The organism is Streptomyces aquilus, from assembly GCF_003955715.1.
In the GTDB taxonomy this organism is placed as follows: domain Bacteria; phylum Actinomycetota; class Actinomycetes; order Streptomycetales; family Streptomycetaceae; genus Streptomyces; species Streptomyces aquilus.
In genome coordinates this window covers 2,885,084-2,897,868 of record NZ_CP034463.1, presented here as the reverse complement: position 1 = coordinate 2,897,868, position 12,785 = coordinate 2,885,084, and the positions used below count along the sequence as shown (strand labels likewise).

8 protein-coding genes are annotated in these 12,785 nt (G+C 70.9%); 3 read left to right on the top strand and 5 right to left on the bottom strand.

The window, feature by feature from the left end:
- Positions 1-296 precede the first annotated feature (296 nt).
- A complete protein-coding gene (locus EJC51_RS13375) occupies positions 297-1,268 on the top strand; it encodes a glycoside hydrolase family 6 protein (protein WP_208870702.1) in 972 nt (323 codons plus the stop codon).
- Between the two features lie 15 nt (positions 1,269-1,283).
- Here EJC51_RS13375 and EJC51_RS13370 read toward each other — a convergent pair whose 3' ends face one another.
- Positions 1,284-1,775, bottom strand: coding sequence for a GNAT family N-acetyltransferase (locus EJC51_RS13370; protein ID WP_126271280.1), 492 nt, complete (start codon positions 1,773-1,775; stop codon positions 1,284-1,286).
- Positions 1,775-2,182 carry a RidA family protein gene (locus tag EJC51_RS13365; RefSeq protein WP_126271279.1) on the bottom strand — a complete coding sequence of 136 codons (408 nt, stop codon included), beginning with the start codon at positions 2,180-2,182 and terminating at the stop codon, positions 1,775-1,777. The genes EJC51_RS13370 and EJC51_RS13365 overlap by 1 nt, the downstream gene beginning before the upstream one ends.
- A 218-nt stretch (positions 2,183-2,400) precedes the next feature.
- Between EJC51_RS13365 and EJC51_RS13360 the strand changes: the two genes are divergently transcribed.
- The gene (locus EJC51_RS13360; RefSeq protein ID WP_126271278.1) at positions 2,401-2,784 is read left to right on the top strand and encodes a hypothetical protein; all 384 of its coding nucleotides are present in this window, start codon (positions 2,401-2,403) and stop codon (positions 2,782-2,784) included.
- 44 nt (positions 2,785-2,828) lie between these two features.
- On the opposite strand, the gene EJC51_RS48670 is transcribed toward EJC51_RS13360, so the two are convergent.
- The gene (locus EJC51_RS48670) at positions 2,829-3,080 is read right to left on the bottom strand and encodes a hypothetical protein (RefSeq protein ID WP_244362613.1); all 252 of its coding nucleotides are present in this window, start codon (positions 3,078-3,080) and stop codon (positions 2,829-2,831) included.
- Here EJC51_RS48670 and EJC51_RS48665 point away from each other — a divergent pair, their 5' ends adjacent.
- Positions 3,081-3,257: a hypothetical protein gene (locus EJC51_RS48665; RefSeq protein WP_244362611.1), complete on the top strand. Its 177-nt coding sequence runs from the start codon at positions 3,081-3,083 to the stop codon at positions 3,255-3,257.
- A 289-nt stretch (positions 3,258-3,546) separates the two neighbouring features.
- On the opposite strand, the gene EJC51_RS13350 is transcribed toward EJC51_RS48665, so the two are convergent.
- Both EJC51_RS13350 and EJC51_RS13345 read right to left on the bottom strand, forming a co-directional pair.
- Positions 3,547-5,778, bottom strand: a complete 2,232-nt coding sequence (locus EJC51_RS13350; RefSeq protein WP_126271277.1) for a UvrD-helicase domain-containing protein — start codon at positions 5,776-5,778, stop codon at positions 3,547-3,549.
- The gene (locus EJC51_RS13345) at positions 5,775-12,581 is read right to left on the bottom strand and encodes a DEAD/DEAH box helicase (RefSeq protein ID WP_126271276.1); all 6,807 of its coding nucleotides are present in this window, start codon (positions 12,579-12,581) and stop codon (positions 5,775-5,777) included. Before EJC51_RS13345 ends, EJC51_RS13350 begins: the two co-directional genes overlap by 4 nt.
- Positions 12,582-12,785 lie beyond the last annotated feature (204 nt).

Genomic DNA, 12,785 nt, shown 5'->3' with positions numbered 1-12,785 from the left:
GGGCGGGGGTTTGCGGTCCTGGTGGTGGGGTGAGGGGTTCGTGGCGCTGGCGGTGGGGTGAGAGGGCGTGGCCTTAGCGGTGGGGTGACAGGGCGCGGCCCTGGAAGTGGGGCTAGGTCGGTGGTGCCGCGGTGCCCGGAGCCGGTGAGAGGCCGCCGTCGGGGTGATCCTGGCATGGTCCGGTCGGCGGTGCGCCAGGGGCGGAGGCGGTACGACCGCACACTTCCGTCGTGACGTGGCGCCGCCCCCGCGTCTCCCTCACCTCCTGATGCTCGGCGGCGGAACGGGAGTCTCCGGTGTTCAGGTGGTCGTCGGTGGCGGGTGGCCGGGCTCCGCGTACCGTGCTCGCCGCGCTGCTGCTCGTCGGGTGGTGCTGCACCGGAGCCTCGGGGGACGAGGCCGAGCCGTTCTGGACGAACCCCGACTCCCGGGCCGCGCAGCAGGCCGCCGAGTGGAGGCTGGCGGGGCGGGACACGGACGCCGCGCTGATGGACCGCATCGCGACACGTCCCCAGGCCGAGTGGCTGAACGGCCCGAACCCCGGCCCGGTGGTCCGCGCCCGCACCACCGACGCCGCCCTGGCCGGCCGGACCGCCGTACTCGTGGCGTACTACATCCCCCACCGTGACTGCGGCCTGTACTCCACCGGAGGTGCACCGAGCGCGGCCGACTACCGCGCGTGGGTCGACGAGTTCGCCGACGCCCTCGGCGACCGCGGCGCCTATGTGATCGTCGAACCCGACGCCGTCGCCCAGGTGGTGGCGGGCTGCACCCAGGTCGTGGCGGAGGACCGCTACGCCCTGCTCGCCTACGCCGTCGACCGCTTCACGAGCAGCCCGCACACCCATGTGTACCTCGACGCGGGCAACTCCGGCTGGATTCCGGAGGCTTGGCGCCTGGTCGACGCGCTCGCGGCAGCGGGCATCGCCCAAGCCGACGGCTTCGCGCTCAACGTCTCCAACTTCCAGACGAACGCGGCCAGTTCCACGTACGGCGACTGGCTGTCGGGGGATCTCGGCGGCAAGCACTACGTCATCGACACCAGTCGCAACGGCAATGGGCCGTACTCCGGCACCGACAGCTGGTGCAACCCGCCCGGCCGAGCCCTCGGTGAACCCCCGACGACGCACACGGGCAACCCCCGCCTGGACGCCTACCTCTGGATCAAGCGCCCCGGCGAGTCCGACGGCACCTGCCGGGGCGGACCGGCGGCGGGCAGCTGGTGGCCGTCGTACGCGCTGGAGCTGGCCCGAAACGCCGTCCGCTGAAGCTCCCCTGGTCGCTCACGGCCGCCATACGTACCGCACGTCCGGCTCCCGCTCCTCGTTCCCCCTCCCGTCCGTGTGCTCGACCGCGACGAAGCCATGCCGCTCGTAGAAACGGTGGGCGGGCTTGTTGACCTGGAAGGTCCACAGCTGCAACCCCTGTGGACTGCGCTCCTTGGCGAGCGCGACGAACCGGTCCCCGATGCCCTGCCCGCGCCGGTCCGGGGCGAGATAGAGCTGGGAGAGCAGATCGCCGTTGAGCACCATGATCCCCACGATCTCCCGAACCCCCGCGACCTCCCGCTGCCCGGCGTCGGTCGTCTCCGCGACCCACGTCTCCCGCAGCGGTACGACCACGTCCCGGATGTAGTCCCGCACCTCGTCGTCGGACCGCGGCCTGACGACGGTCGGCAGTGCGGCATCGAACGACCGCAGCCAGACGTCGGCCGCCGCGGCGGCGTCGGCGGGGGTGGCGCGACGTATCGTGACGCCCGGTGCGTCGTCGTTCATCACGCCTCCTCCGGGATCGCGGCCGTCGCCGTGATCTCCACCAACTGCCCGCTGTACCCGAGGCAGGCCACACCGATCAGCGTCGACGAGTGTGGTCCGGTGCTGAGTCCGGACGCCTCCACCACCTCCCAGACGGCGGAGAGGACCGAGGTCTCCTGGCTCACGACGTACACGTCGGTGGCGAGCACATGGGCCAAGTCACTGCCCACCGCCCGTAGTTGCTCCTCCAGGTTCGCGATCACCTGCTGGGCCTGCCGCACCGGGTCCCCTTCGCCGACGAGGCCGCCCTGGGCGTCCAGCGGCACGGACCCGGCGAGAAACGCGAGCTTCGTGCCGGCCTCGACGACGGAGGCGTGGGAGTAGGTGGGTGGCGGGAAGAGGGCGGGGGTGGTGACGCGCTGGATCACGGCGGCTCCAGTAATGGACGGGTGGCGGACAACCTCGCGATCATCCAGGCCATGGTCCCGACCCGCATCTGAATTTCGCGCCGGCCATGGATATCCGGTCGACAGCGCAGCCTGCCGGTGTCAGCCTTTCCGGCATGCGCGACAAACGCCTGGGCCGTTTCACGGTAGCCGACTTCTAGCGGTCCACCGGAAGTCCCGGTGGACCTCGGAGGTCTGCCATGTCACGCACCGTTCACCACGTCCCCAGCAGCCACCGCACCCTGCCCGCCTACTGGCCGCTCGGCCTGGCGGGCCCCTGGACCGGCAACGCTTCTGCCGAACTCCGCTACACCCGCGAGGAGTTCACCCGGGCCCGACGCGAGGGACGTCGTCCCGTACCCAGCCTCGTCGTGCGGAGCTTCACCTCGTACACCTACTCCCGCGCCATGAACGAGCGCCGGAACTCCCCGTACGAGCGCCGGGCCCGGGCGGCGCTGCAGGCCTTCCGTAGCTCTGCCCGCGCGCATCTGCGCGCGGCGCCTACGGGCGTGCTGCCGCTGTGGGCCGAGGACCTTGACCTCCCCCCTGCTCGCCACCGCCACCGCGACCTGTGGGAGGCCTGAGCGAGCCCGGGCGGGCTGGCGCCCTCATCCTTCCGATCGCCGTGTCATGTCCGCGGAGGACCGCATTCCCGTTCCCGCAGTTGTCGTTCACACTCCCGTGCAAGATCCGGATACGCCTCGGCGATGGCCGCGTAGACCTTGCGCCGCAGCAGTTCCTCCGCGGCGGCGCGGCCGGTGCTTCCGTAGAGTCCGTCGAGGAGTTCGTCGTAGCGGGTCAGCCCATGACGGAGGTAGTTCACCTTCCACCGGGCGAGCGCGCCGGGCTCGGCTGTCTCGACCGTGACCGGATCGGGCACATGGCCCGAGCGTTCGTGGACCCGCTCCTGGTCCCCGCGGTTGCGATGCGCGCCAGCACCTCCCGGCGCCTGCGCGCGGCGGCGGCCTTCGCGGCGACGGAGCGGCGCAGCGCGACCGCCGCCGCGGTGCGGAACTCCTCGCTCCGCTCGGCGGCCGCGATCCGCTCGACGCGGTAGAGCCGTGTCTGCGGCGCCGACCGGAAGTACGGGTTGGTGCGCAACAGGTCCGGCTCACCCAGGAGTTGGCGCACCATTCCGGCGGTCCAACCCCTGGCTCGCAGCCCGGCCACGGACACATGGGTACGGTTCTGCAGAGCGGGCGTGCCGTTGCGGTCGTCCCGTTTCTGGTTGCTTTCGTGCGCCGTCATCATCGCTTCCCCCGTCGTAACACTGAGTGACGGGTTCATTGATAACGCGCACCACTGACAACGGCCTGGAGCGACAGAGCCGGGCCGGGTGCTGTGCGCTATGCCGTGAGCAGGGGCGCGAGGAATCGGCTGGGCTTCCCGTGCCAGAAGATGGCGAGCGAGTCGCGGGAACGGGTGGCGGCGACGAAGAGCAGCGAGCGGGCGCGCTGAATCTCGCGCCGGTACCGCAGCGCGTCGCTCTGCTGGAGACCGATCACCACGCTGCGCGGGACCAGTCCCTCACTCACCCCCGCGATGATCATCCGCTGGTATTCGAGCCCCTTGAAGCGGAACATCGTCCCGATGTGAACTCCCTCGTCGCTGCGCGGCCCGTCCGGGCCGATCTCGACAGCCCGGATCTCCGCCTGGGCCAGGCTGTAGGCCACCTCCTGGGCCATGGCGTTGGTGGGCACGCAGATGGCGATCTGTTCCAGCGGAATGTCGTTCCAGGCCCCGATCAGCTCGACGATCGCCTCCCGTTCGGACTCCCAGTCCGCGCTCGGGTGCAATGCCGGAAGCGCGCCGTTGAGCACCGACCGGTACCCGGCGAGCGTCTCCTGGTTGCCGTCCAGGTCGTCGAAGGATTCGCCCTCCAGCACGCCGAGCGCGGAACCGAGGATCTGCCGGGTGGTGCGATAGCTGAGGGTGAGCTTGGCGGACCGGCCGCGGATGTTGATGCCGAGGCTGCCCAGGGTCACCTGGTTGTTGTAGATCCGCTGATGGGTGTCACCGACAAGGAAGATGTCGTTCCGGTCCGGGGCGACCATCGCCCGCAGCATCTTCCAATGACCCGGCCGGAGATCCTGCGCCTCGTCCACCACGATGTGCCGGTAACGGTGATGCAGCCAGCCGGCGGAGCCGTCCTGGAGGTGGATGTTGTCCAGGCCGCCCGCCTCCTCGCGCTGCCGCTCGATGTTCTGGATCCGCTGTGCCCGCTCCATCTCCAGCCGTGCGGCCCGCTCGGCCACCTGGGCCCAGGTCTGGCGGCCCAGACGGTCCAGGCGCTGGGTGAACTTCTCCGCCAGCTGCCAGATCTCGGCCCGCTCGGCTCGCGCGATGTTCCGTCCCCGGCCGGCCCGGCGGGCCCGGAAGTACTCGGTGCGGGAGGCCACCGCCTGGCCGAGGATGACCTGGGTCCACTCGTCGTGCAGGAAGTCGGCGTCCCAGCCGGTCTCCCCGAGTTCGTCGAGCATCGCGCGCCACTCGCGCAGCACCTGGTTGTCGTCGATGGTCTGCTTGGCGCTGCCGGGCTCGGCCTCCCGCACCACGCGCAGGGCGAGCTGGTCGACATGGCTGATCTCCACACGGGACAGCAGCGCCTCACCGCCCAGCTCGACCAGACGGGCCCGCAGATCGGCGGCCAGGTTCTTGTTGTACGTGGTCAGCAGGACCGGCTTGGTGCGACCCGGGGGAAGCTGTTCGACCAGGTGCTTGACCCGGTGCAGGGCGACGATGGTCTTCCCCGTGCCGGGGCCCCCGCCGACCCGGGCGGGACCGGAGTAGTCGCGCGCCACGAGCTTGGCCTGCGTGGGGTGCAGGAAGACCTTCCAGCGCCCGAAGTCCTCGCCTTCGAGGGCTTCGCGCAGGGCCTCGTCCGTAGTGGTGACCATGGTCGCCGGGCGCTCGGCGGCGGCCTGGAAGTCCTCCGTGTCGACCGGTTCGGGCGCGGTAACCGGCGCGGTCACCTGCTCCAGTACCTCGTCGTAGGACTTTCCGTCGAACAGCGAGAGCAGGACCTCGCCGGTCAGCTGAGGGGCGAACTCGACGAGTCCGAGGAGCTGCTCCTCCGTGGTGAGGGTCCGGATCACCGGGACCAGCGGCTCCGCCACACCGAGGTCCGTGAGCTGCTCGTCGGCGAAGCGTGCGAACAGGGGCTCGGGCCGCGCCGGTTCGGGCCGCTCGGGGGCAGCGGGGCGCGGGGCCGCGATCCGCCGCAGCACGCTCTCCTCGACGACCTGGAGGTCGACGTACTCGATCGCGCCGGTGACCTGGTTGATGCCGTAGGAGAGGCGGTCGAGGTTCTCGTAGACCTCCTTGCGGTGCTTGACCGAGACGATCAGCCAGTCCTGGTCGGCGAGCCGGAGCAGCAGCGCGCGGTACTCGTCATTGACGCGCGCGGACCACAGCCTGCTGTCGCCCTTCAGCTGCTTGAGCTGAAGTCCGGTGGCCTGTGGGTTGGTCTTGAACTTGTGCTGGAAGTCGTAGAGGGCGCCCTTGACCGCGCGGGGGAGTCTGAGGATCTCCTTGTCGGCCTTGTCGAGCAGACGCAGTGTCACACTCGCGGTGTTCATCGGCGGGGCTCCCCCTGAGTCGTTCCGTTGTTCTGTACGTGTGCGTCGAGGCGTTCGGCCAGCTCTTCCGCGGTCCAGTCGCTCGCCGACCGGACCTCCCACCCGGCCGCTGCGAAGGCACGGTCCCGGTCCTGGGCCTCGTAGTCGGGCTCCGCTCCCGAGGGCTGGTGGGCGAGCACCACGCCCACCTTGCGGTCGGGCCAGGCGAGTTCGGCCAGCCACCCGTGTTCGTCGAGCTCGAATCCGTCGACCGGCGCGGGCGCTCCGCCCATGGCAAGTGACACCGCGAGGAGTTGGAGGCCGGGTTCATCGGGATCGAGGTATTCGAGGACGCGGTCCCAGCCCTGGTTCTGCTGCGCCGATACGGCGACGTTGCGCACGGACGGCGTGGCGACGACCGCGGGCTCCAGGACGACGGTAGCTTCGGCCCCCTCCTGTTCCACCGCCTCCAGCTCGATCCGGGCCGATGCCAGCCACCCCGAACCGCCCACGATCGCCAGGGTCTCCGGCGCGAACGCGCCCAGCCGACTGATCGTCAGCTGAGCACTGTCGCCGCCCCCGTGCTCCAGGAACTGGAGGAGGTTGCTCCAGTACAGCCACGCACGCCATCGCACCTTGTGCGCCTCCGAGTCGGCGAACACACCCGCGCCGTCGTCCAGCACACACAGCGCCGTCCATGCGGGAGGCCTTCGCCGCCCGTCGGCGACCACTACCAGGGGGCATCCCGACCGGTCCTTCGCCGCGAGAACCTGCAGAGGGCCGCCCCCGCCGGTCAGCGGAGCGCCCCGCAACGCGTCACCCAGCTGTGCGCTCAACGCCTCGGCCGGCACCTTCGCCGTCTGAGCCACCTCCGCGCCGGTGAGGCCGGCGACAGCCGCCTCCGCCCGCGCCAGCCACAGGTCGGGGGCCGGGGAACGCAGATAGGACAGCAGCATCTCGGCGGGGTTGACCCAGACGTTCTCCTCCAGCTCGCCCGGCAGCTGCTTGCGCACCTTGTCGTAGTACGTGCGCGCCTGCTGGCGCCCCTTGTCGCCGTACGGCTGCCACACCCTGTCGGCGGGCCCGGTGCCCGCATAGCCGGTGTCGCGCACCCGGGTGCGCCACGCCTTGACGTCGTAATACGTGAGCTGGAAGACCCGGAGCCCCTCCGCCCGCAACCGCGTTCGCTTGGCGGCATCCTCGGCGACGCGGTTGTGCTTGGCCGAGGCATGGAACTCGTACCCGTCCAGGTAGAGCGCCAGCCGTGGTCCGGGTGCGTCGAGCCGCTCGAACAGCACATCGGGGCGGGTGCCGTCGAGCACACGCTGCTGGGACACCCGCCAACTCAGTGTGGTGCCGTCCGGGTTCGTCAGCCGCAGATCAAGCGAGTACGTGCCCGCGGTCGTCGTGTACGCATCCGCACTCGCCTGCGAAGCCGGCTGTAGTGCCCACTCCTTGAGCGTGTCGATGAACATGACCTCGAGGTCGCTCTCGGCCTGCCGCTCCAGCGGAATGGCGTGCGTCGCCGCAACCGGTGAAGTCGCCCAGCGCTCACCGGACTTGCCCAGCAGCTCGTCCAGCATCTGCCGTACTTCGTTGCGGCTGACCCGGTCGTAGTCGGTCGCGGCGACGCGGCGGAGCAGGCAGCGGTGGCAGCCGTCGAGGCCCTTCTCGATGCACGGGCAGCTCTCGATGACCTCGCGGGCCTTGAGCAGCACTTCCCGGAAGCCGTCCGCCGAGGCGAGGCGGTGCAGATAGCCGGTGCCGCCGGGCAGCCGGTCGTAGACGACCAGGAAACGGCGGGGCCAGTCGCCGTCACCGCCGTCCGGCATGGACGCGGCGGCGATGTCGATGTGGTCCGGGTCGCCGCCGTATCGGGCCGCTATGCCCACGAACAGGGCGGCGGTGAAGGAGGCGAGCCGTTCCCTGGCGCGGGCCACGGAGGCGGGCAGCAGGATGCGTACGGCCTCGGTGACCAGCTCGTGTGCCAGGAGCAGCGGGATGTCCTGACCCTTGCCCTGTCCCTCACCCGCGGTCCGCGTCTTGCGGCGCGGACACCACAGCAGATGGTGGGCCCCGGCTCTGCTGGACGTGGCCAGGGACTCGGTGAGGGCGTCGTACGGCTGGTCCACCACCGGACGCCCGTCGGCCGTGGCCCCACCGCAACTGGTGCACACATAGAAGGGGTTGAGACGCACCTCGTCCCCGGCGACCGGCACGGTGCTGCTTCCGTCCTGCCGGTCGAGGCCCAGGTTGAGGGTTCTGATGACGGCGCGCCGGGTGAAGTCGACGCCGAACACGGCGGTGTCGTGCCGCCACGAGCCGGGCGTGAGGTGCACCGGGTCGATGTCGACGGTCGTGAGCATCGCGTAGCGGCGTCGGTCCCGTTCGTCCTTGTCGTCCCGGACACGGGCGTCGTCACGCTTGTCGCGGGCGATCACCCGACGCGGTTCGAGCACGTACTGCACGCACCCGGCGTCGGCGATCTCCCGCCCGCCGCAGCGCGGGCAGGGCAACGTGTCGGTCTTCGCGTTGTCGGTGCGGGTGTAGCCGCACGCCGGGCACAGCCGCCACACCGACCAGGCGCGGCGCTCGGGGCTGCCGATGTCCAGGGCGCGGACGACGTGCTTGTAGCCGTTGACGTAGAAGCTGTTGCCGGGGGCGAGTTCGGCGAGGGCGAGCCGGCGCGACCGCTCGTAGTCGCGCACCTCGCTGCGGTAGGTCTTCTTCGCGCCCTCTTCCTCCTGCTCCTCCGTCCAGTAGAGGGTCGCCTCCAGCTGGGTCGTCGTGTCGGTGAGGCTGTAGTTCGGGAGCAGTCCCAGATCGACGAGCGCGCCATGGGCGCTGGTCTGGCTGAGCTCGCGCAGCAGATCGCCCGTCGTGCGACGCTCGGCCATCAACTCCCGGTGTTCCCGGTCCTGTTCGGGGTCGGACCGCACCAGGCCGTCCATCGCCGTGTCGATGGCCGCGATCCGCCGTCGCAGTTCCTCGCGGCGGGCCGTCCAGTCCTCCTCGGCCTCCTGGAGGGCGCGGGCGATCCCGCCGGTCGCATAGGCCCGCAGTTCCTCGGCGGCGTGGTCGGTGACCTCCGCGAAGAGGCCGAGGAAGTCCTCGACCAGCCGGGCACCGTGGGTGAGTGCGGCGTCCTGCAAGTCCTGGCACCAGCCCGTGGTGCCGAAGAGCGCGGACACCAGCCGTGGCGCGGGCTGCAGCCGTTCGCCGTCCGCGGTGGTGAGAGCGCCCCGTGCGGCCAGGTCCAGCAGATGGGCCGTGTACTGGCGGCGCAGGATCTCGACAGCCGACAGATAGCAGCCGGGCGGGACGATGTCGCCCGCGATCATCTCGCGTGGCTCGTCCAGGTAGTACAGGTCGCGTGCGCGACGCCCGCCGAAGGCGACCACGAGCGCGTTGCCGGTCCGGCGGCCCGCCCGCCCCGCTCGCTGCACGTAGTTGGCGGGCCCCTTCGGCAGCGAGCCGAGGAGCACGGCCGACAAGTCGCCGATGTCGATGCCGAGTTCGAGGGTCGGGGTGCACGACAGCACGTTGGGATCGGTGTAGTGGGTGCCGTCGCGGAAGGTGCGTTCGACGCGCTCGCGTTGCGGCCGGGTGAGCATGCCGGTGTGCTCGGCCGTCACCACGCGGAAGGTTCCGCCCGTCCGGTAGAGCCGACGGTAGTAGTCGCTGCGGTAGTCCCGCTCGCGGGAGCCTCCGAAGCCGCCGGAGGAGCTGGTGACGCTCATGGTGAGGTCGTCCTGCGTCGGCCTCAGCACGCCCTGGCAGCGGTAGCGGGGGCACGGGTGCCCGTACCAGCGGGTCTTGCGCTCGGGTGGGACGACCTGCTCCCAGCCGCAGTCGGGGCAGCTGACGAACGCCCGGTTCACGACGGCGTCGTCCAGCAGCCGCACCTCGATGTGCCCCGGCTGCAGGCCGTACACCTTCGTCGTGCGGTCCTGCGCCGTGCGGACGGCCAGCACGCCCTCCTCGACGAGCACGGGCAGCAGCCGCCGCAGATACTCGTTGGCGCCCTGGACGTCCAGGCCGAGACAGCGCCGCGTCCAGTCCTGGTACCAGCCGAGCCGGCCCGTGGCCGCGTCGAACGTCGACTTCTCCTTGGGCACGTCCACCAGGAACCGGGGCGCGGCCACCCCGTCGGGGAACGCCGGCATGCCGTCCGGCCGTCCGCCCCACACCTTGAACCGGGTGACCCCGGCATCCCGCATCCACGGCTCCAGCCACCGGTGATGCACACCGCCCCGCATCCGGATCCGCTCCAACAGCCCGCGGACGAACGCCAGATAGCGATCGGGCGTGGGCAGCTCCCCGACGGCGACCAACTGCCCCGGCAGCGTCAGATGCAGATCACGCGCCAGCGCGGTGATGCGCTCCGGGTGCCTGAGCGCGACCTCGGCGGCCACCGTCCGGGTGAGTTCCAGCGTGCGCCCCTGCCGCGAGCGCAGCCCGAACTCCATCACCGTGGCGAACGCCAGCCGCTCACCGATCAGCTTCCACGTACGGGCATCACCGGTGCCCCGACCCGACAACAGCCGGTCCACGCCCGGCTCGTCGTGCAGATCCGGCGGTACGACGGCTGCCAGGGCCTGGGTGTCGTCGATGGCGTCGAGGACGTTGCCGATCAGGTCGTTGAGCGCGAGCGGCTCCGGTGCGTCGGCGAGGGTGTGGGCGAGCAGCGACCTGAGCGAGAACTTGTACGAGGCGTTGGCGACGTAGCCGGCCCGGTGCGCGGCGTCCTGCGTGGAGTCGTTGAACAGCAGCGTCTTGCGCTCTTCCGGAACCAGCGCGATGTCCCCACCGGTGAACAGCTGCGTGACGGTCGCCGAGGCGAGCGCCGCGAGCGACGTACCGAGAAAGCGGATGCCGTTGTCGGTGTTGCAGGCCGGGCAGCGATCGTCGACGGCGGCCTTGTCAGCGGACTTCTTGTCGGTGACGGCGAGCGCGAACCAGCCGTCCTGCAACTCCTCACGGTCGGTGGGCGCGGGCAGCCGGTACGCCCCCTGGGCCGCGTCGAGAACGACGACGGACAGCGGGTCGAAGCCGCTGCCCGACGCCGGCTTGTCTCCGGTGAGCGCCGCGAGTGCCTCGTCGCGCTCGGCGGGCGTCGCGGCGATGAAATAGCGGATACGACGCTTGTCGCGCCCCACGCCCGCCCGCCACACCTTGTCCTGCGCCATCACGAGTTGCTGCGGGTCGGCCTCCGGGGACAGCGCGGCCCATCCGGACCGCCCGCAGTTACGGCAGTACACGGCGGGCAGATGCACGGCTGCGGGTCGTGCGGCCGTGTCGGCGCCCGGCTGCGCCTCGGCCCGCCGGGCGTCCCCGGACGGCCAGTTGCCGGACGACCGCTCGCCGTCCCCGGCGTCGGTGCCGGCGGGCGCCGACGCCAGGGCGGCACGGCGGGCGGCGGTGCGATCGTCCTCGTACCAACGGAACTCGGGCGTCGGCCCGACTCCGCGCAGCACACGTGTGACGGGCCGCACCCACAGATGCGCCTCGACGTGCAGCAATGGCCGGGGCCGCTTCTCCTCCGACTCGGGGTCCCGGGCGGCGGACAGCAGGGCCACGAACCTCGACAGTGCCTGGAGCACCAGGCGCGGGTTCTCACGCGCGGTGCGGGCCCACGCGTACCCGAACCGGCTCATGCGGTCCCGCAGTTCCCACTCACTGAGGGGTTCACCGTCGAGCAGCGAGAGCACACCGTGCGTGAAGTCGTGCCGCTTCAGCAGCCTGCCGATCTGGAACGCGTCCAGTCCCCTCCGTCCGAGCAGCCGCTCCGCGAGCCCGTCGAGATCGAGCAGATCGGGCCGGGCCTCGATCCCGGGCCCGCCGGAGCACTCGATGACCTCCTTGGGGGACGGCGGCTCGGGCAGTTCGTAGTCGACCTCCCCGGTGAACTGCCCGGCGGTCATCCGCTCCTCGCCGATCACCGAGTCGGCGGGGAAGGGCATGCCGAAGACCTGCGCGGCGACGTCGAGGATCCCGCCGTCCGGACTGGCGCTCTCCCCGAGCGTCGCGGAGGTCGCCACCGGGCAGATGGTCCCGAGCGGCTGCCCCGGCCGGCTCTTGCCCGTCGCCGTCGCGAGCCGGCGCAGCAGCATCGCCACGTCCGTGCCCTGTGCGCCGTCGTACGTGTGGAACTCGTCGAGCACCACATACGTGATGTCGGCGCCCTCCCACAGCGGTTGGTCCTCGCCGCGCTGCAACAGGAGGTCGAGCATCTTGTAGTTGGTGATCAGCACGTCCGGCGGGGAGAGCCGCATGTCCTCGCGGCGCGTCATGACCCGCCGGAAGTCGGTGTCGGGCCGGTCACCGATGTAGAGGCCCGCCGTGACCTGCGCCAGCTCGGGCTGCGCCAGATACTCGCCGATGCGCCCGGCCTGGTCGGTGGCGAGCGCGTTCATCGGATACAGCAGCACGGCCTTGACGCCCCCGCGCCCGGCGGCTTTCTCCCGTGCGCAGTGGTCGAGCACGGGCACGAGGAACGACTCCGTCTTGCCGGACCCGGTCCCGGTGGTGATGAGCGTCGGCTGTGCCGGCCCGCGCAACGTGCTGAGCCGCTCCCACGCCTTCGCCTGATGCCGGTACGGCGGGAAGCCGGGCGTCCAGTCGAGATGCCGGCGCCAACTGTCGTCGGCGGTGTGGAACGGCGTCCGGATCCGCAGATACGGCCCCCGGAAGATCCCCGTCTCGGGGTGATTCAGGAACCGTTCCAGAGCGAGGCGGGTGTCCGGGTCGGTCAGGGCGTACGTCGTCGTGAGGTACTGAGTCAGACTGCCGCGCACCTGCGCAGCGGCCAGGGTGGGCCGCACGACGTACTCCTTCGTCCCAGGTCGGTGTACGGATCAACCGTTCTGCCCAACCGTATAGCGGACCAGTGACGACGTCCCGCGAATCCCGCCTCACCCTGTGTGCTTCCGGTTTCGCTGTGGAGCATTCCTGGCCGGAATTGCGCTCTTTCGTTACGAAGAATGCCCGCTCACCCTGTGACCAGGGGCGATCGAGGATTCGGCGGG

Coding starts and splice junctions, on each gene's coding strand:
- EJC51_RS13370 (WP_126271280.1), bottom strand. CDS start 1,775: ATGAACGACGACGCACCGGGCGTCACGATACGTCGCGCCACCCCCGCC.
- EJC51_RS13360 (WP_126271278.1), top strand. CDS start 2,401: ATGTCACGCACCGTTCACCACGTCCCCAGCAGCCACCGCACCCTGCCC.
- EJC51_RS48665 (WP_244362611.1), top strand. CDS start 3,081: ATGGCCCGAGCGTTCGTGGACCCGCTCCTGGTCCCCGCGGTTGCGATG.
- EJC51_RS13350 (WP_126271277.1), bottom strand. CDS start 5,778: ATGAACACCGCGAGTGTGACACTGCGTCTGCTCGACAAGGCCGACAAG.